Origin of the sequence: Vibrio sp. T20, from assembly GCF_007858795.1 — a bacterium.
GTDB lineage: Bacteria > Pseudomonadota > Gammaproteobacteria > Enterobacterales > Vibrionaceae > Vibrio > Vibrio satsumensis.
Genome location: NZ_VFEB01000138.1, coordinates 163,534 through 182,706 on the forward strand (window position 1 = coordinate 163,534; position 19,173 = coordinate 182,706).

16 protein-coding genes are annotated in these 19,173 nt (G+C 44.9%); 11 read left to right on the top strand and 5 right to left on the bottom strand.

The features are described from left to right. The first annotated feature begins 17 nt into the window (after positions 1-17). Complete coding sequence (gene ycfP / locus FTW16_RS16215; protein WP_060982857.1) at positions 18-557, top strand: alpha/beta hydrolase YcfP; 540 nt, start codon at positions 18-20, stop codon at positions 555-557. A 490-nt stretch (positions 558-1,047) separates the two neighbouring features. Beyond that, positions 1,048-2,337: an NAD(P)/FAD-dependent oxidoreductase gene (locus FTW16_RS16220; RefSeq protein ID WP_060982856.1), complete on the top strand. Its 1,290-nt coding sequence runs from the start codon at positions 1,048-1,050 to the stop codon at positions 2,335-2,337. Positions 2,338-2,447: 110 nt separating this feature from the next. On the opposite strand, the gene FTW16_RS16225 is transcribed toward FTW16_RS16220, so the two are convergent. The 4 genes from FTW16_RS16225 to FTW16_RS16240 all read right to left on the bottom strand — a co-directional run bounded on the left by FTW16_RS16225 (position 2,448) and on the right by FTW16_RS16240 (position 8,012). Further along, entirely contained in the window at positions 2,448-2,993 is a 546-nt protein-coding gene (locus FTW16_RS16225; protein ID WP_146491832.1) for a GNAT family N-acetyltransferase, read from the bottom strand. Between the two features lie 151 nt (positions 2,994-3,144). Continuing rightward, positions 3,145-3,912 (bottom strand): peptidoglycan binding protein CsiV, encoded by a 768-nt coding sequence (locus tag FTW16_RS16230; protein ID WP_146491833.1) that lies wholly within the window; start codon positions 3,910-3,912, stop codon positions 3,145-3,147. A gap of 62 nt (positions 3,913-3,974) precedes the next feature. Further along, entirely contained in the window at positions 3,975-7,436 is a 3,462-nt protein-coding gene (gene mfd, locus FTW16_RS16235; protein ID WP_146491834.1) for a transcription-repair coupling factor, read from the bottom strand. Between the two features lie 6 nt (positions 7,437-7,442). Next, on the bottom strand, positions 7,443-8,012 hold the full coding sequence (locus FTW16_RS16240) for a PilZ domain-containing protein (protein ID WP_146491835.1): 570 nt from the start codon (positions 8,010-8,012) through the stop codon (positions 7,443-7,445). A 227-nt stretch (positions 8,013-8,239) separates the two neighbouring features. On the opposite strand from FTW16_RS16240, the gene lolC reads away from it, so the two are divergent. The 3 genes from lolC to lolE are packed head-to-tail and all read left to right on the top strand — an operon-like array spanning position 8,240 to position 11,378. Next, the gene (lolC, locus tag FTW16_RS16245; RefSeq protein ID WP_186728083.1) at positions 8,240-9,448 is read left to right on the top strand and encodes a lipoprotein-releasing ABC transporter permease subunit LolC; all 1,209 of its coding nucleotides are present in this window, start codon (positions 8,240-8,242) and stop codon (positions 9,446-9,448) included. Then, positions 9,441-10,133, top strand: a complete 693-nt coding sequence (gene lolD, locus FTW16_RS16250) for a lipoprotein-releasing ABC transporter ATP-binding protein LolD (RefSeq protein WP_146491837.1) — start codon at positions 9,441-9,443, stop codon at positions 10,131-10,133. The genes lolC and lolD overlap by 8 nt, the downstream gene beginning before the upstream one ends. Continuing rightward, entirely contained in the window at positions 10,134-11,378 is a 1,245-nt protein-coding gene (gene lolE / locus FTW16_RS16255) for a lipoprotein-releasing ABC transporter permease subunit LolE (protein WP_061018948.1), read from the top strand. Between the two features lie 231 nt (positions 11,379-11,609). Here lolE and FTW16_RS16260 read toward each other — a convergent pair whose 3' ends face one another. Continuing rightward, positions 11,610-12,122 (bottom strand): DUF2062 domain-containing protein, encoded by a 513-nt coding sequence (locus tag FTW16_RS16260; RefSeq protein ID WP_060982848.1) that lies wholly within the window; start codon positions 12,120-12,122, stop codon positions 11,610-11,612. A 17-nt stretch (positions 12,123-12,139) separates the two neighbouring features. Between FTW16_RS16260 and FTW16_RS16265 the strand changes: the two genes are divergently transcribed. The 6 genes from FTW16_RS16265 to cmk all read left to right on the top strand — a co-directional run bounded on the left by FTW16_RS16265 (position 12,140) and on the right by cmk (position 19,152). Next, positions 12,140-14,470 (top strand): DNA internalization-related competence protein ComEC/Rec2, encoded by a 2,331-nt coding sequence (locus FTW16_RS16265; protein WP_146491838.1) that lies wholly within the window; start codon positions 12,140-12,142, stop codon positions 14,468-14,470. A gap of 31 nt (positions 14,471-14,501) precedes the next feature. Next, the gene (gene msbA / locus FTW16_RS16270) at positions 14,502-16,250 is read left to right on the top strand and encodes a lipid A ABC transporter ATP-binding protein/permease MsbA (RefSeq protein ID WP_146491839.1); all 1,749 of its coding nucleotides are present in this window, start codon (positions 14,502-14,504) and stop codon (positions 16,248-16,250) included. A 14-nt stretch (positions 16,251-16,264) separates the two neighbouring features. After that, positions 16,265-17,272: a tetraacyldisaccharide 4'-kinase gene (lpxK, locus tag FTW16_RS16275; RefSeq protein ID WP_146491840.1), complete on the top strand. Its 1,008-nt coding sequence runs from the start codon at positions 16,265-16,267 to the stop codon at positions 17,270-17,272. Beyond that, a complete protein-coding gene (locus FTW16_RS16280) occupies positions 17,253-17,432 on the top strand; it encodes a Trm112 family protein (RefSeq protein WP_004736429.1) in 180 nt (59 codons plus the stop codon). The genes lpxK and FTW16_RS16280 overlap by 20 nt, the downstream gene beginning before the upstream one ends. Continuing rightward, complete coding sequence (kdsB, locus tag FTW16_RS16285; protein WP_146491841.1) at positions 17,432-18,178, top strand: 3-deoxy-manno-octulosonate cytidylyltransferase; 747 nt, start codon at positions 17,432-17,434, stop codon at positions 18,176-18,178. Before FTW16_RS16280 ends, kdsB begins: the two co-directional genes overlap by 1 nt. 293 nt (positions 18,179-18,471) lie before the next feature. Continuing rightward, complete coding sequence (cmk, locus tag FTW16_RS16290; RefSeq protein WP_017060237.1) at positions 18,472-19,152, top strand: (d)CMP kinase; 681 nt, start codon at positions 18,472-18,474, stop codon at positions 19,150-19,152. Positions 19,153-19,173: the final 21 nt, after the last annotated feature.

Consider the following 19,173-nt stretch of genomic DNA (forward strand, 5'->3'; position numbering starts at 1 on the left):
TCAATGGGGGAGGTACAATGATTATCTATCTACATGGCTTCGACTCAACAAGCCCGGGCAATCACGAAAAAATACTGCAGTTGCAATTCATTGATGATGACGTTCGTTTCATCAACTACAGTACTTTGCATCCAAAACACGATATGCAACATTTGCTTAAAGAAGTGCATAAAGTGATAGAGCAATCCGACGATCCGCATCCAATTATTTGTGGTGTAGGCTTAGGTGGCTTTTGGTCTGAGCGCATTGGTTTCTTGTGTGGTATTAAGCAGGTGATTTTCAATCCAAACTTGCAACCTGAAAACAACATGGTAGGTCGAATTGACCGTCCTGAAGAGTACGAAGATATTGCGACCAAGTGTGTTGAGCAGTACCGTATGAAAAACAAAGGTCGTTGCCTAGTGGTGCTTTCTCGTGAAGACGAAATTCACGATAACTCCAAAACGGCTGCAGCGCTAGAAGATTACTACGACGTAATCTGGGACGATAAAGAGAGTCATAAATTCAAAAAGATCTCTCAACATCTTCAGGCAATGAAAGCATTTAAAAACGCTTAAATTATTCTGGTTATTTTATAAAAGCAGCACTCATTTGGGTGCTGCTTTTTTGTATCTGGATAACAAAGGTTACTATTGATGATGCTATCGTAGCCGCTATGTTAGCGAGCTTGCGCAAACGTTAACTATTTTGTGGCGAATCCTCATTGTGGATAAGGATTTTTGTTGCGGTCATCTTTTTGCTATATATAATGTTCCCAAGCAAAATATTTTGACAAATATCAAAAAAAATTGAGAGCGAGTGAAAAACTTGCCCATTATTTGCGCTCTATCTCTCAGCTAGACGCCTTTTTTATCCATGTGAGCAAAGCGACAAACGAATGTTTGTTGTTTGTAATCCCTCTAACTACTCGGTGAGCTGTCGTTATTCTTTTTCGCGGTTATCCAATATGTCACAGCCTTATCAACAAGGCCGAGTAGATACATAGAATTTATCGGTTGGAGTAATCGGACCGAACCCCATTTATTCATTTTGTAGAGGATTGTCATTGTGACAAAAATTATCGTAGTAGGCGGCGGTGCTGGTGGTTTAGAACTAGCAACTAAGCTAGGCCGCACTTTAGGTCGTAAGAAACGTGCCCAGATCACTCTGGTAGACCGTAAAGCAAGCCACCTATGGAAGCCATTACTTCATGAAGTAGCAACTGGCTCACTGGATGAAGGTGTTGATGCATTAAGCTACCGCGCGCACGCAAAAAACCATTACTTCGATTTCCAAATGGGCAGCCTGAACGACATCGATCGTGATCGTAAAGTGATTGCATTGAGTGAGTTGACCGACGAGCACGGTGAACTGCTGATGCCAAGCCGTGAACTTGAATACGATATTCTTGTTATGGCGCTAGGTTCAACGTCGAACGACTTCAACACTCCAGGTGTTCGTGACAACTGTATTTTCCTTGATAGCCCAGAACAAGCGCACCGTTTCCGTACTGAAATGAACAACCAGTTCTTAAAGCTTCATGCTAAGAACGGTCAAGGTACGGTAGACATCGCGATTGTTGGTGCAGGTGCGACAGGTGTTGAGCTTTCTGCAGAGCTACACAACGCAGTTAAAGAGCTTCGCACCTACGGCTTCGGTGATCTAGATTCAAGCAAGCTGAATGTTAACCTTGTTGAAGCAGGTGAGCGTATTCTTCCAGCGCTACCTCCTCGAATTTCAAGTGCTGCACATTCTGAGCTAACAAAGCTTGGTGTGAACGTTCGTACTAATACTATGGTGACTCAAGCTGATGCTGATGGTCTAACAACCAAAGACGGTGATAAGATCCCTGCTCAAATCATGGTATGGGCGGCAGGCATTAAAGCGCCGGACTTCATGAAAGATATCGGTGGTCTTGAGACTAACCGTATCAACCAACTGGTTGTGAAAAATACGCTGCAAACGACACTGGATGACAACATTTTTGCTATCGGTGACTTGGCACAATGTACCCAAGCTGATGGTTCATTTGTACCACCACGTGCACAAGCGGCTCACCAAATGGCAAGTTGTGCATTCAGCAACATCATTGCTAAGTTGAATGGTCGTGACCTGAAAGACTACATCTACAAAGACAAAGGCTCGCTGGTTTCACTAAGCCGTTTCTCTACAGTAGGTAGCTTGATGGGTAACCTGACCAAAGGTTCGATGATGGTTGAAGGTCGTATTGCTCGTGTGGTTTACATCTCTTTGTACCGCATGCACCAGATGGCGCTTCACGGCTTAATCAAAACATCACTGATGATGTTGGTTGGTCGTATTAACCGTGTACTTCGTCCAAACCTAAAGCTTCACTAATCAGGTAAGCCCTCTAAGGGGCTTACGCTGATAATAAAAAAGAGCTCTTCGGAGCTCTTTTTTGATCGTGTCGATTACGTGCTATCGCTGGTTGCAAACTAACTAAAGCGTTAAGAGGTTGGAGGTAGCACAGAATAAACCACGCCATCTTTTGGCTTACCGTTAAACAGAAATCGATTCTTGGCAATGGTTTCTCTTTCGGCTCCACACTTCTCTATCAGCTTTTGGCTGGGTAAGTTCTCGGTATCACAGACAATCTCTAAACGCGTTAACTTCAGTTGTGCGAAGCAAAATTCGAATAGGGCTAGCATCGCTTCTTTGGCGATCCCTTTTCTTTGAAATTCATCACCAACCCAATAACCTAAACTCGCCATATTAAAGGTGTGGTAAAGCTCATTGATCGCCACCATGCCGACAAGTTTATCGCTTTCTCGCTCAAAGATACCAAAGCCAAACGCGTCGGCTTTGACCCAATTTAAACGAGTTGCCAGAATGAATTTTTCTGCTTCGACGATAGAAAACTCATCGTGGCACCAGTCGACCCATGGCAGCAAGCTAGGGGAGGACTTGATGAGCTGTGAAAACTTTTGAGCATCGGAAGCTTCAATAATCTTCAGACTGAGGTTTTGTGTGTTGATCTGAAATTCAGGGCTCATAGGGTGTACCAATTAAATTTATAAGTACCTGCTGAAAGTAGCCAGCACTTAATAAAACGCCCTCACAATGGAGGGCGTTTTGAATGATTAATATGAGTATAGCTTGGGCGCCAACAGAGTAACTGGTTCAGTCGCTATATCTCTGGGCTGGTTACTGAGCGACGCGACGAACTTGAATCACCATGCCAAGAAGCGGGTGGTCAAGGTAGTGAGTTTCTGTACTGCGCATACGACGTTTTTGGTCCATGCGGTAGCTCTTAAGGAACTCTTCCACTTCAACGGTTGGAGATATTTCGGTTAGATTACCCACCTGGACATTGCTTTCGGCACCGCTTACTGGTGAGTCTAGCTCGATTTGTTGTTCTTGTAGAGTGACTTCACGAACGCTTGGTGCTTTTAAATCTAGGGTCGTTTCAGCATATAGGTAGTGCTGTACGTAGATTTGCAGCTTACCGTCTAATTCGTAGAGTGGCTTATCAATAGTCTCTTCTTGGAAGCCATCGGCATTTTCTGTAGTTACTGCACCTTTCTCAGAACCGTCAGCATTAAACTGTTTAGAGAAGTCTTTACCTGCTTGAATGTGGAAAACAGGTGCTGAGCTCTTACCTTGGTCACCTTGACGCCAAGCCGTATGCATCAGGACTTCAAAGCCTGCGTGTTTACGTAGCTTGTCTTTCTGAGGTGTTAACTTGTATTCCGAGTAAGGAAGCATTTTTACGCCTTTCTTTGCTCGGTATTGGGTGTCTTGAAATGAACCAACGCGTTCAAGCGAAATCTTTGGCTGTGTATTTGGCCAAGACTCATTCACTTTCTCTGCATCAACTGCGCGCTTGAAAATGATCACTTCTATATCAAATTGTCTCTGCGCCAAACTTGGCAGTGAGACGAACAATAGTAGCAGTGGGATCAGTCTTTTCATTTTTACTCCGTCTTCCAGCCGAACTACCGGCCGGATAATTTATATGTGCAGTGGATTGGGTCTTATGCTGAAGGCAGCAAGTTTTGTTTGAATTCGCCCAATAAATCACTAACAAATTGAATTCGTTTCCGTCTGTCGACCAATGGTATCGTAAACTTGAACTTTGTTGGTCCTTCCATTGAAAACTTTTGCGGTTGAGATTGCAACAGTTTAACAAGGTAGGCCGGGTTTATGTCAGCATCTGGGTAGAATTCTAAGAATCCACCCTTATCGTGCGCTTCAATTTTCTTCGCTTTGATTGACGCCGCGGCTAATTTTAGCTCAGAAACTGACAACAAGTTCTTGGTTGCATCAGGCAGAAGGCCGAAGCGATCAATCAGCTCGACTTTCAACTCGGCCAATTCGTCGGTGTCACTCACACTCGCAATACGCTTATAGGTAGACAAACGTGTATTGATGTCTGGGATGTAGTCATCAGGCAACAGTGCAGGCAGGCGCATCTCAATTTCAGTTTGTTCACGCAGTAGGTCATCAAGTGATGGCTCTCGACCTTCCTTCAATGCTTCAACCGCTTGTTCAAGCATTTCCATGTACAAGGTGAAGCCAACCGACTGGATTTGACCACTTTGCTCATCGCCTAACAGCTCACCTGCACCACGAATCTCTAAGTCATGGGTTGCTAGCGTAAAGCCTGCACCTAAGTCTTCAAGTGAAGCTATCGCGTCTAATCGCTTGACGGCATCTTTTGTCATTGCTTTCGGGGGAGGTGTTAGCAAGTAGGCATAAGCTTGGTGGTGAGATCGCCCCACACGCCCACGCAATTGGTGCAACTGTGCTAAACCAAGGTTATCGGCTCTGTCCATTAAGATGGTATTGGCTGTGGGTACGTCGATACCGGTTTCGATGATGGTTGTACACACTAGCAAGTTAAAACGCTGGTGGTAGAAGTCATTCATGATGCGTTCCAGTTCGCGCTCTCGCATTTGGCCATGAGCCACGGTAACGCGCGCTTCTGGAATCAGCTTCTGTAGTGACTCTGCTGTTTTCTCAATCGTGTCGACTTGGTTGTGCAGGAAGTAAACCTGACCACCACGCATAATTTCACGCAGCACCGCTTCTCTGACGATCGCATCATCACTCTCGCGAACGAAGGTTTTAATTGCCAAGCGTCGTGCTGGTGGAGTTGCGATGATAGACAAATCACGCATGCCACTCATCGCCATATTCAGCGTTCGTGGGATAGGCGTTGCGGTTAGCGTGAGGATATCCACATCGGCACGCATCGCTTTCACTTTCTCTTTCTGACGTACACCAAAGCGGTGTTCCTCATCGACAACCAGCAAGCCAAGGTCTTGGAATTTGATTTCACTCGAAAGCAGCTTATGAGTACCCACCAAGATATCGACTTTACCGTCAGCGACATCTTGCATGATCAATTTCTGTTCTTTAGCTGATTTAAATCGCGACAGAACTTCGACACGTATCGGTTGGTTCGCGAAACGGTCTCGGAAGTTTTCAAAGTGTTGCTGAGCAAGTAGCGTCGTTGGTACTAACACAGCCACTTGTTTGCTGTTGTCGGTACATACGAATGCCGCGCGCATCGCGACTTCGGTTTTACCAAAACCAACGTCACCACACACTAAGCGATCCATGGCTTTTGCTTGGCACATATCCGACATAACAGCATTGATTGCCATCGCTTGGTCGTCGGTTTCTTCAAAAGGGAAGCCAGATTTGAAGGTTGCGTATTGGCCTCGATCCAATACAAACTTGTAGCCAGGCTTAAGCTCACGTTTAGCGTAAACATCAAGCAGCTCGGCTGCAACGTCACGGACTTTCTCTGCGGCACGCTTACGAGCTTTCTGCCATGCTTCACCACCTAACTTATGCAGTGGTGCAGAATCTTCAGCGCCGCCAGAGTAGCGCCCGATTAAGTTCAGAGAAGCAACAGGTACGTATAACTTGGCATCATTTTGATACTCAAGCGTTACGTATTCGGTTTTCATGCCACCCGCTTCAAGTGTTTGCAGGCCGATGTAGCGACCAATACCATGGTCAATGTGAACAACAGGTTGACCCGGTTTAAGCTCCGCTAAGTGACGGATTACAGTATCGCTGTTTACGCTTTTCTTATCTTTCTTACGGCGTTGAATAACACGATCGCCTAATAGATCGCTTTCACAGATAAGGGTGATGTTTTGTTCTTCGTGGATAAAACCATGTTCAGCGGAACCGAGAATCAGGCTGAACTTGTCTTTCGCTTTAATGGCCGCATCGAGGTTTTCAACTTCGCTTGGTCGTACTTTAATACCACGAAGCAGTTCACTCAATGCTTCACGACGACCTTCTGATTCAACCGAAAATACCACTTTGCCATCGAAGGCCTCTGTGAACTTTCTTAGGTTTGCGAGTGGTTCTTTATTTTGATGCTGAACGCTTAGGTCAGGTAATGACACGACAGGTAAGTTAGTGCGGCCTGCTTTCTCTTCAATCGAATCTAGGCTTAGGTTGACCTGTGGCTTCTGTTTGAAGTGAGCGAACAGCTCGTCTTTTTTCAACCAAAGTTGTTCAGGTGTCAGTAGTGGTCGTAGTGGGTCAACGCCACGTTGCTCGTATCGGTGAGCGACATCAGCAAGGAACGAATCAACAGCGGTTTCTACGTCACCAAGAACCAAGAGTTGCGCTTCATCGGCAACATAGTCAAAAAGCGTTTCTGTGTGATCGAAGAATAGCGGTTGCCAATACTCAATACCAGCCGGCCATGTGCCTTTAGATACCTGCATGTAAACCGATTCTGGTTCGCGGCGGGCATCAAACTGTTGGCGCCAACGAATACGGAAATCTTCAATTGCCGTTTCCGAGGTTGGAAATTCGTGAGCAGGTAACAGGCGGATCTCAGAGATATCTTCGATAGAACGTTGGTTTTCAGGATCGAAGGTACGAATGGTATCGATCTCATCATCGAAGAAGTCGATACGATATGGGTCTTTACTGCCCATCGGGAACAGGTCAAGAATCGAACCTCGGCTTGCGTACTCGCCCGGGCCAAATACCTGATCAACGTAACGATAGCCAGATTTTTCAAGCTGCAGGCGCAGTTTCTCTAGTGAGTAAAGATCACCAGTTTTCACCATTAGAGTGTGCTGTAGCAAGAAGTCACGTGGTGATTGGCGCTGGAGTAGCGTGCTGATCGGCACGATCGTGATGCCGTCTTTTAAGGTCGGCAAGGCATAAAGGCGCGCGATACGATCAGAAATGATCTCTTGGTGTGGTGAGAAGCTGTCGTAAGGCAAAGTTTCCCAGTCTGGGAATAGTGCAACTTCACTCGCCGTAAACTGTTCAATTTCAGATTGCAGCTTGAGTGCGATTTGTGGATCTGGCACAGCAAGTACAGTATGACTGTTGTGTTGCTCTGCGAGTTTAGCGATAGCAAGAGCGAGAGACGAACCAACAAGGTTACCAATGTGCTTTTTGTCACCGGCTCCTTTGAGGGTTGGTAGGGTAAAAATAGATTGTTTGGTCATGTTAATTTACTTGTTATCTCGGTCTAGAGAGCGTTGACGCAAAAGTTTCTGTTGTTGATGAAGCGCCGCTTTGATCAGCAGGTCTTGGTCGGTATCGCGAAGATGAGCGTATTTGAAGTTAATTTCGAAACCTGAATCTTTAGGCTGGGTTGCAAACACTTCCGCGTAGCAGTAAATCGCTGCGGCAGGATGCTCCAAGAACAGCTTAGCTTTTACTAAGCGACCCGGCTCGATGTCTGTCTTAGAAAAACAGGAAAATTGGCTCGCACCGAAGGAGTAGGTGTGAGTTCGAAACTTCTCATCATCTTGCTGCGATAACATAAAGCTCAACAGCAGGTTTAATTTGGAGTTCTGTGCATCCAATAAACTGGTGACATTCTTCAAGTCGCTGTTTTTCAGTTCAGCACGAGCACTGTCAGCTAGCAGATCCAATTGGCTAAATTCACTTGCCACTACAAACGGGGCTGGGATCTCAGATTCGAATTGAATTTGAGAAGGTAAACTGAAGCCGCTGTCCATTGGTTCAATATTCGCGGTAAGGCTGTGGTGAACGGTGAAAAACTCTTGTTCTGTCATGCGTTAGTTCCTTGAAGTGATCTATTGATTATCGCTATGTGGCCGCAGTAATCAAGGTCAGTTAATTGAAAGTCTCAAATAGTTGTTTGAAATTTGGCTATTTGACAAGGTTCTGTTTTTCAAGCCTAACTAATTGAGTTAATTCACTCTATATTTTCAATTACCCCCTACACAGTAACAGCAATACCCGTTACATTAACCCGCATCCCTTTTAGATGGTTCAAAGTATGTTTCATCCTATTTCGTTGTTTGTTGGCCTACGTTATTTGAAAGGCCGTTCAGGTGATCGCTTTAGCCGTTTTGTTTCTTATATGTCGACGGCAGGTATCACCATTGGCGTTTTGTCTTTGGTTACTGTTTTATCGGTAATGAATGGATTCGAAGCGCAGTTAAAAGACCGAATTCTTGGTGTTCTTCCTCAAGCGGTGGTTTATGAACAGGGCGGTACCACCTCTCTTTCTGCTCAAGCGCCTAATTTTGCAGAGCAAATCTCGCTTAATGGCCACGTTGAACCGATTGTCCGCAGTGAGGCGGTAATTCAAAGTCCTGCCCAGTTATCTGCAGGGCTGTTAATCGGTATTGAACCTAATTCTGATGACCCTCTTCAAGACCATCTAATTGCAGGTCGATTGTCTTCACTTAAAGCGGGGCAATACCAGTTGTTCCTCGGTCATACCTTGGCGAGAAACCTAAAGGTATCTATGGGGGATAAAGTTCGCCTGATGGTGACCAGCGCTAGCCAATACACACCGCTCGGACGTATTCCAAGCCAACGAAATTTCACCGTTGCTGGTATTTTCAATACGGGCTCTGATATCGATGCTCAATTGATGGTGACCGATATTAAAGATGCTGGGCGTTTGATGCGCTACAAATCAGACACTATTTCAGGCTGGAGACTGTTTTTTGAAGACCCGTTTGAAGTCGCGGAGTTATCGACTCAACCATTACCTGAAGGTTGGTTGTGGAGTGATTGGCGAGACCAACGTGGTGAGCTATTCCAAGCCGTTCGTATGGAAAAAAACATGATGGGCTTAATGCTTGGGCTTATTATCGGTGTTGCTGCTTTCAATATTATTTCCGCGCTTATCATGGTGGTGATGGAGAAGCAATCTGAAGTCGCGATTCTTAAGACCCAAGGCATGACCGATGGTCAAGTGATGGGGATCTTTATGGTTCAAGGTGCAAGTAGCGGCGTGATTGGCGCGCTATCGGGTGGCGTGTTAGGCGTTGTATTAGCCATGAACTTGAATACTATTTTAGAGGCGATGGGGGTTGCTCTGTTCTCATTTGGTGGCCAGCTACCAATTTTGATTAATCCGATTCAAATCGCTGTTGTTGTGGTTTTGGCTATTGCACTTAGCCTGATTGCCACTGTATTCCCTTCTTATCGTGCATCGTCTGTGAAACCTGCTGAGGCCCTCCGTTATGAGTAATTTTCTTCAATGTAATGATATCCGTAAAACGTACCGTGAAGGTTCGTTAGATACTGAGGTGCTCAAGGGAGTCAGCTTTGAAATCGAAAAGGGTGAGCTAGTAGCAATCATCGGTACCTCTGGCTCGGGCAAAAGTACCTTGCTGCATATCTTAGGCGCATTAGACGACGCTTCTGCGGGCAGGGTGAGCTTTCTTGGTCAGGACTTAGCATCTTTGAGTTCGAATAAGCAGGCCAAGCTTCGCAACCAGCATCTTGGCTTTGTTTATCAATTCCATCACCTTCTTTCTGATTTTTCAGCGTTAGAAAATGTAGCAATGCCGTTGTTGATTGGTGGTGAAAAGCCAGCTAAAGCAAAACAAGAAGCGCAGCGTTTGCTTGATAAGGTTGGATTGAGTCATCGTGTCGACCACCGACCTTCAGAACTTTCTGGTGGTGAGAGACAACGAGTGGCGATTGCTCGTGCATTGGTGAATAAGCCTGCTTTGGTTTTGGCGGATGAGCCAACCGGTAACCTCGATCACAACACCGCACTTTCTATTTACGACTTAATGCGCGAACTGAACCGTGAGTACGATACTGCTTTTTTGGTGGTCACTCATGATGGTGAGCTGGCTGGAAAAATGGACCGCCAACTTCACATGCAAGACGGTTTACTGGTCAACGTAGAAAAAGAGGAGAGCTAAGTGTTTTCTTCTTTATCTTTATTGATAGGCGGTCGCTTTAGCCGAGCGAAACAACGAGACAAAATGGTGTCGTTTATCTCTTTGTCTTCGACGATTGGTATTGCGGTTGGCGTAGCCGTGATCATTATCGGTTTATCTGCCATGAATGGTTTTGAACGAGAGCTTGAATCGCGAGTACTTTCTGTCATTCCTCACGGTGAGTTTGAAGGTGTGAATAAGCCTGTGACTCGTTGGGAACATGTTATTGAGGAGTCGGTAAAGCACGATAAAGTCATTGCTGCGGCGCCTTATGTAAAAATTACTGCGCTTGCAGAAAAGGGCAAAGAGCTGAAAGCGATCGAAGTTCGAGGCGTTGACCCACAACTTGAGCAACAAGTCTCGAGTTTATCGAGCTTTATTGATAAGCAAGCTTGGAGCGAGTTTAAGGCCGGGCAACAGCAAATTATCTTGGGTTCTGGTGTAGCTAATGTGTTGGGTGCGAAAGTCGGTGATTATCTGACTTTGATGATTCCAACGGTGAATGGTTCTGTGAAGGTCCAGGCGCCAAAACGTGTTCGAGTGAAAGTGGTTGGCTTACTGACGCTTAACGGACAGATAGATCACAGCTTGGCTCTCATCCCTATTGGTGATGCTCAAGTTTACGCAAACCTAGGCGAGGCAGTGACAGGGGTTTCTTTAAAAGTGACCGATGTGCTGAACGCAAACTCGATTGTGCGTGAAGTTGGTAACCAGCTTGATGTGTACGTGTACTTACGTAGTTGGCAACAGAAGTTTGGTTTCTTGTACCGAGATATCCAGTTGGTTCGTACTATCATGTATCTAGTGATGGTATTGGTTATTGGTGTGGCTTGTTTCAATATTGTCTCGACGCTAATGATGGCAGTAAAAGACAGAGCATCAGAGATCGCAATATTAAGAACCATGGGCGCATCGGACGGCCTTGTGAAACGCATTTTCGTTTGGCAGGGCGTATTCTCAGGCGTGTTAGGTAGTTTGGTGGGCAGTGCAATAGGTGTGTTAGTCGCGCTTAATCTCACGACACTTATCAAAGGGCTTGAAAAGTTGGTCGATCATCAGTTCTTATCCGGTGATATCTACTTTGTCGACTTCTTGCCATCACAACTGAATATGATGGATGTAATTGTCGTTTCAGGAACTGCGATTGTGTTGAGCTTGCTGGCAACATGGTACCCAGCATCACGAGCGGCGAAGTTAAACCCAGCCTCGGTGCTTAGTTCAAAGTAATGCTCGAAGCCATGGTCTAAGTAATACGCCCTGTAATTATTCGCGATATATAAACGGCGTAAACAAAAAAGGATCCCTGATGGGATCCTTTTTTATTGAATTCAATTCGTGTTCTTTACGACTTTCGTTACATACCAATATTGCAGAGTTCTGTTGTTCATCTGACTTTAACTTGTGTGTGTTTTAAGTAAGGCACATACAAGGATAGATTGGATAACAAGGAAAAGTTGTTCAGTACCTTGCTTGTCGTTTCTTCCAACTTCTTACTACTGAATAGCGCCATAAGCCGCGGATACCAAAGTAGCCAATCATCGCTGAAGCCACGCCACAAATCATACACCCTAGCAGGAATGGAGGCCCGATGGTGCTCATTTGCGCCAAGATGAAGTCCCAAGACAGTTCGAAATGAAAAGCTTGAGGTGGCACATGCATAACAAACGCCCCAACTTTATAAGCAAAGTAGAAGAGAACGGGCATGGTAACTGGGTTACTGATCCAAACAAGAGCGACAGCCAAAGGTAGGTTAACGCCACATGCGACAGCAAGGCCTGCAGACATAATCATTTGGCTTGGTAGAGGGACAAACGCCATGAATAACCCAACAGCGAACGCGCCGGCCGCAGAGCGACGATTAAGGCACCATAAGTTGGGGTTGTACAAAACATTGCCAAAAACTCTCAATGCTTTCTGACGCTTGATTAGCTCATGGTCAGGCATAAATCGTTTGATAAACTTTCTTGGCATAGGAGGAAGCTACTCTCTTGTTTAACACTTGGTTCTTGATTTCATTTGCTGCGACAGTTGTGTCTGCCAGCTTTTGGCCTGTGATGCCACATTGGGTTTGGGCATCATTGATGCTTTTGTTACTTATGGCATCAACAAAGTATAGCGTTTTCCGGAGTGCAAGAGGTCCAGTAACAGCATTGATACTAGTTATTTGCCTTGGGAATACAATTGAAATACAGACAAGTCGATTATTTCAATCCGGGCAGAATACTACCATAAATGCTTCGGTTGTTAGCCTTTTTAGTGAAAATAGCCACGGTTTTGAAAGTGTAATAGTAGCCAGATCAATTGGCGGCGAAAAATTAATCTTTCCTCAATTGATAAAATTACGATTATTTACTCCTTTTAAGTTAACGCTTGGAGATGACGTCTACTTATCTGCGTCCATAAAGCCGGTATGGGGCAAACTCAATGAAGCGGGCTTTGATCTAGAAAAGTACTTGTTTAGTTCCGGCGTGGTTGCCAATGCAACTTACAGAGCCGATACCAAATATCGGATTCACTCTAGCACGAGCTTGCGATCTCAATGGTTTGAAACCAGCCTTGGAAGGTTAAGCCAGCTAGAAAACAAAGACCTCATTATGGCTTTAAGTTTTGGCTATCGAGCTCTAATTAATCCTCAGCGTTGGGATTTGCTTAAAAGTAGTGGCTTGATCCACTTGATGGCTATCTCGGGGCTCCATATTGGGATTGCCTTTGGTATCGGTTATCAGGTCGGAAAGATATTCAGGTTACTGTCACCTTCATTTCTTTGGTTACCCACAATATTCGGGCTCGGTTTAGCCTATTTCTATAGTTGGTTTGCTGGATTCACGCTACCTACATTAAGAGCTTTGGTGATGTGTGTCATCGCAAGTTACTTTTTATGGCGTGGACAAAATATCAGTTTGCTCCGATATGTTGGTTTAAGCTTGTGCGTGGTTCTGCTGATTTGGCCATTTTCAGCATTGTCGAGCAGCTTTTGGTTGTCATTTGGCGCGTTGGGCGCCGTTCTTTATATTGCGTTGAATAGTCAGCCATCCTATTCAAACTCAACATTTATCGACCGAGCACTACAGCTCTTCAAGATTCAGCTAATACTGACATTCCTGATCACACCGTTTTCGATGCTGTTCTTTAGCGGAGTTAGCTTAGTCTCTGTTTTCTACAATTTACTCCTTTTGCCTTGGATATCGATGGTGACGATCCCGCTGTTGTTTTTGGCAATGTTTCTCAGCTTAATATCGGAGTCAGTGTCTGGCTTGGTTGGTATAACAGCGCTAGACAATGGTTTGGTTAGTCAGCTGTGGAAGTTGGTCGACTTGTCGCTTGAGCCTCTCGTATTTAGCCTTCCTTTCTCTGAGCCATTTTGGATTCAAGTCGATAATCATGTGATTGCGCTATCTGTATTCCTTATTTTGTTTTTGAGTTTTGTTAGTCGATATCTCAAGACAACAGTATCGATATTGGTCATTGCAGTGTTTGTGCTGTGGTGGGAATTCGGCAAACCCCAGCAAGGAAAATTAACCATAGATATATTAGATGTCGGACATGGGTTGTCTTTGGTATTGGAAAAGAACAATCAAGTCATTGTTTACGATCTTGGTAATGCATGGCCAGAAGGTTCGGTTGTCGAATCCTTGTTGATTCCTACTTTGAATCAGAGGGGAATTAATGAGTTGGAGGGGGTGATTGTGAGTCATTTCGATTCTGACCACGCTGGTGGCTATCCGGCGTTACTTGAAAATTACAACCCTAAGTGGGTTAGAGCTAGTCAGAATATCAGTCAACAAGGACAATCTACGATTCAAGAGTCGTCTAATATTCAAGCATGTATTTTAGGAGAAGTATGGACCTGGCAAGATCTTGTTTTTGAGGTGTTGTGGCCTCCCAAACAAGTGAAGAGGGCGTATAACCCACATTCGTGTGTGGTCAGGCTCTCGGCACCCAGTTTAGAGTTTTCGATGTTACTCACTGGTGATATTGAACTGGTAAGTGAGTGGTTACTAGCTCGTGAAGGTGAGCAGCTCAGGAGTGATGTAATGCTTGTTCCGCATCATGGTAGTGACTCGTCGTCGATTAAACCGTTTATTGAGGCCGTGTCACCTCAGCTAGCGATAGCTTCTTTGGCCAAAGGCAATCAGTGGGGAATGCCGAGCAGATCTGTTGTGGGACGTTATCAGGAAGCAGGGAGTACCTGGCTTGATACTGGAGAAAGTGGACAAATAACCATCACTCTTAGTGAAGAAGGTTGGCAATATCATACGATTAGAGAACAACAAGGCAGGCAGTGGTATAGGCAGATGCTTCGTAAGGGAGTAGAATAGATAGATTATTGTGAGAAAATTAAGCGATTCTATGTCAACACAAACAGATGAAACTACCTGGGTCACATTTAAAAGACTTTGGACTTATATTCGACTATATAAGGCCGGCCTTGGTGTTGCGGTTATTGCGCTTATTATAAATGCCGTCTCTGATACTTATATGATTTCCTTACTAAAGCCGTTACTTGATGAAGGCTTTGGTAATGCTGAATCTGACTTTTTACGCACGCTTCCAATCATTATCTTTGCCATGATGTTCATTCGTGGTGTCAGTGGTTTCGTCTCAACCTATTGCTTGAGCTGGGTTTCTGGCAATGTGGTTATGGAAATTCGTCGCAAAATTTTCAGTCATTTCATGCACATGCCTGTTTCTTTCTTCGATAAAGAACAGACAGGTGCGCTGCTATCTCGAATTACTTACGATTCTGAGCAAGTGTCTGCCGCGACGAGTAAAGCGCTAGTCAGCATTGTGCGTGAAGGTGCAAGCATTATTGGCTTGCTAACATTGATGTTCTGGAACAGCTGGCAGTTGTCTTTGGTTCTATTTGCGGTTGCTCCTCTTGTTGCGTGGGCGATCAGCATTGTATCGAAGCGATTTAGAAAGATTTCTAAAAACATGCAAACTAGCATGGGCCACGTTGCTTCTTCTGCGGAACAAATGTTAAAAGGCCACAAGGTGGTTCTTACTTACGGTGGTCAGGATCTAGAAAAACACCGCTTTGACAAAGTAAGTAACCAGATGCGCCAACAAAGCATGAAGTTAATCACCGCTCAAGCCGCTGCTAACCCGATCATTCAAATGATCGCTTCGGTTGCGATTGTGGTGGTTCTTTTCTTGGCGAGTGTCGACTCTATCAAAGCAGAACTAACGCCGGGTACATTCACTGTTGTGTTCTCTGCAATGTTTGGTTTGTTGCGTCCACTAAAAGCGCTAACTAACGTAACGTCTGAATTCCAACGCGGTATGGCAGCAAGTACCACGCTATTTGGTTTGATGGATCTAGATACAGAACAAAACAAAGGCACGTTGAAACCTGAAACCGTAACCGGTGAAGTTGCAGTAAAAGATGTGACGTTTACTTATGATGGTGCAGAGAAACCAGCACTTGATAAGGTGAGTTTCAATATTCCGAAAGGTAAGACAGTCGCACTTGTCGGCCGTTCAGGTTCGGGCAAGAGTACCATCGCTAACCTGTTTACTCGTTTCTATGACGTAGACTCAGGTTCAATTGAGCTTGATGGCCACGACATTCGTGATTACGAATTGAGAAACCTGCGTGAGCACTTTGCTCTTGTTTCTCAAAATGTTCACCTGTTTAACGATACGGTCGCGAACAACATCGCGTATGCCGCAGAAGAGCAATATACTCGCGAACAGATTGAACACGCAGCCAAGCTTGCTCATGCGAGTGAGTTTATCGAAGGCATGGAAAATGGCATCGATACCGTTGTTGGTGAAAATGGCGCAAGCCTTTCTGGTGGTCAAAGACAGCGTATTGCGATTGCACGCGCTCTATTAAGAGATGCACCTGTGCTGATTCTTGATGAGGCGACGTCTGCATTGGATACAGAATCAGAGAGAGCGATTCAGTCTGCATTGGAAGAACTACAAAAAGATAAGACTGTATTGGTGATTGCTCACCGTTTATCTACTATCGAGCAAGCCGATGAGATCTTAGTGGTTGATGATGGCCAAATTGTAGAAAGAGGCGCGCACGCAGAACTAATCGCACATGATGGCGCTTATGCGCAGTTACACCGAATTCAATTCAGTGGATAAGATTAGGTCTTGTTGTGATCGAAAAGATTTGGTTTAACAATCACCCTTTGAAATATCTTCTCTGGCCGCTATTGTGGCCACTGAGTCTGCTGTTCAAAATGATCAGCGGTCAACGTCGTGACGCTTATCTATCGGGGAAGAAAGAAACCTACCGTCCACCATTGCCAGTAATTGTTGTTGGTAATATTACCGCTGGTGGTAATGGTAAAACACCAGTTGTGATTTGGTTGGTTGAGATGTTGCAAGCCAACGGCTTTAAACCAGGTGTGGTGTCGCGAGGTTATGGAGCTAAAGCGCCAAGCTACCCACTCGTACTAGATGAAAATACACCAGCCGAATATTCGGGTGATGAACCTCGTTTGATTCGAAAGCGAACTGGTTGTCCTGTTGCGGTTGACCCTGTACGGGCGAATGCAGTAAAGGCTTTGTTGAGTGAAGGTGTTAATGTCATCATCACTGATGATGGTCTCCAGCATTATGCGCTTGAACGTGACATTGAATTTTCAGTTATCGATGGTGCAAGACGTTTTGGTAATGAGTGTTTGATTCCACTCGGTCCATTACGAGAGCCAGTATCACGTTTGGATGATGTAGATTTCTTGATTAATAATGGCGGAAAGGAGCAAGGGCGAGAGTTTTCAATGTCTTTGCAACCAAGCCAAGCTGTGAATCTAAAAACTGGTCAGAAAATATCGGTAGCAGAACTGCAGAAGCTTGTGGCTTTTGCTGGAATAGGTCATCCGCCACGCTTTTTTAAAACATTAAACGATCTTGATGGTGATGTGGTTTTCACACAGGGCTTCGCCGACCACCAAGATTTTGATAAAGATGAACTTCATGCCTTAGCTAAGAAAGGCATGAATCTGATTATGACAGAAAAAGACGCTGTAAAATGCGAGGAATATGCTCAAGACAACTGGTGGTATCTTCCAGTTTCTGCGCAGTTTGATGAAGGTTCGCAACAGCAAATTTTAAAAAGAATAAAAGAGGTTATGGAATACTATGGATCACCGTCTACTTGAGATCGTTGCTTGCCCTGTATGTAAAGGTAAACTAACTTTTGACAAGGATAAGCAAGAGCTTGTTTGTAAAATTGATCGCCTTGCTTACCCAATTAAAGAGGGTATTCCTGTTCTTTTAGAACCTGAAGCTCGCACCGTTTCTATGGATGAGGGTAAGTAATGTCTTATACGGTTGTTATACCTGCAAGATATCAATCGAGCCGTTTACCAGGAAAGCCACTTGCTGACATTGGTGGCAAGCCGATGATTCAATGGGTATACGAACAGTCAATGAAGGCGGGTGCCGATAACGTTATTATCGCTACCGACGACGCTCGAGTTGAAAAAGCGGCTAAAGCATTTGGTGCGACCGTTTGTATGACATCACCGAATCATGAGTCAGGCACTGAGCGCCTAGCTGAAGTGATTGAAGTTATGAATATTCCTGATGATCATATAATCGTGAATGTTCAGGGTGATGAGCCACTTATCCCACCTGCGATCATTAATCAGGTTGCGAACAATCTTGCGAACAGTACTGCTCCGATGGCAACGTTAGGTGTGGAAATCACTCATGCTGATGAAGTGTTTAACCCTAACGCCGTTAAAGTTGTAACCGATAAAGACGGTTATGCCTTGTATTTCAGCCGAGCAACCATCCCTTGGGATCGCGATGCTTACGCGAACAACGGTACTGCAGCGGAATCTCCTTTGCTGCGTCATATTGGTATCTATGCTTATCGAGCGGGTTTCATCAATACCTACATCAACTGGGAACCAAGTACTCTTGAGCGTATTGAGTGCCTAGAGCAATTACGAGTGCTTTGGTACGGTGAAAAAATCCATGTAGATGTTGCGGCTGAAGCACCAGCTGCTGGTGTTGATACGCCTGAAGACCTTGAAGCGGTTCGAGCTATTATTGGCTAAGCTTCTTTGAGCGACTACTTCTTTGCTCTACAAAAATGCAAAATCATGAGCCTTGCTTGTTGCGAGGCTTTTTTCTATCTATCGAAAAGTACGCTATCGAAAAGCGGATGCGTGTCTGATTGACCTAAGCAAACGGATATTGAGTCGGTTGCATTGGTTTATGCATCATCAACACGGAATTATCTGAGATTTACCTCGCTCGACTTTCAATTTTTCTCTATAATATGCCGCCTATAAAGTAGTGGCGAATCGCTAGTACAGAATAAAACTTACGACAAAACGTGGAGTAAAAGATGCCTTCTCAAAGCCCAGTGATTACGGTTGATGGACCAAGTGGTGCAGGTAAAGGTACCCTGTGTATGTTGCTAGCAGATAAGCTAGGCTTTCATCTTCTAGACTCAGGCGCGATCTATCGCGTATTGGCTTTAGCGGCAATTCACCATGGTGTGGATACTGAATCAGAAGATGCTTTAGTACCGCTTGCTACACACTTAGACGTGCAGTTTATTGCTGAAGGCGACTTAGTTAAGGTTATACTAGAAGGTGAAGATGTGTCTGGTGAACTTCGTAAAGAAGAGACGGGCATGGCGGCTTCAAAAGTTGCTGCTTTACCTCGCGTTCGTGAAGCACTGCTTCGTCGTCAACGTGCATTCAGCGCCGCGCCTGGTTTGGTTGCAGATGGCCGTGACATGGGAACGGTTGTGTTTCCTGAAGCTGAAGCGAAAATATTTTTAGATGCAAGTGCTGAAGAGCGTGCGAGTCGCCGCCTTAAACAGTTGCAACAGAAGGGGTTAGATGTTAAATTTGACGACCTTTTGAGCGAGATCCAAGAGCGAGATGATCGAGATCGTAATCGCCCAGTGGCGCCACTTCGCCCTGCAGAGGATGCTCTAGTGCTTGACTCCACCTCAATGAATATTGAGCAGGTAGTAGAAAAAGCACTACACTATATTGAATCGAAACTGGCTGGGTAATTTCGCCGAGCTAGTACGAAC

Bases quoted from the DNA above. Each gene is read 5' to 3' on its own strand.
- ycfP (WP_060982857.1), top strand. From the start codon at position 18: ATGATTATCTATCTACATGGCTTCGACTCAACAAGCCCGGGCAATCAC.
- FTW16_RS16225 (WP_146491832.1), bottom strand. From the start codon at position 2,993: ATGAGCCCTGAATTTCAGATCAACACACAAAACCTCAGTCTGAAGATT.
- FTW16_RS16230 (WP_146491833.1), bottom strand. From the start codon at position 3,912: ATGAAAAGACTGATCCCACTGCTACTATTGTTCGTCTCACTGCCAAGT.
- mfd (WP_146491834.1), bottom strand. From the start codon at position 7,436: ATGACCAAACAATCTATTTTTACCCTACCAACCCTCAAAGGAGCCGGT.
- FTW16_RS16240 (WP_146491835.1), bottom strand. From the start codon at position 8,012: ATGACAGAACAAGAGTTTTTCACCGTTCACCACAGCCTTACCGCGAAT.
- lolC (WP_186728083.1), top strand. From the start codon at position 8,240: ATGTTTCATCCTATTTCGTTGTTTGTTGGCCTACGTTATTTGAAAGGC.
- lolD (WP_146491837.1), top strand. From the start codon at position 9,441: ATGAGTAATTTTCTTCAATGTAATGATATCCGTAAAACGTACCGTGAA.
- FTW16_RS16260 (WP_060982848.1), bottom strand. From the start codon at position 12,122: ATGCCAAGAAAGTTTATCAAACGATTTATGCCTGACCATGAGCTAATC.
- msbA (WP_146491839.1), top strand. From the start codon at position 14,502: ATGTCAACACAAACAGATGAAACTACCTGGGTCACATTTAAAAGACTT.
- FTW16_RS16280 (WP_004736429.1), top strand. From the start codon at position 17,253: ATGGATCACCGTCTACTTGAGATCGTTGCTTGCCCTGTATGTAAAGGT.
- kdsB (WP_146491841.1), top strand. From the start codon at position 17,432: ATGTCTTATACGGTTGTTATACCTGCAAGATATCAATCGAGCCGTTTA.
- cmk (WP_017060237.1), top strand. From the start codon at position 18,472: ATGCCTTCTCAAAGCCCAGTGATTACGGTTGATGGACCAAGTGGTGCA.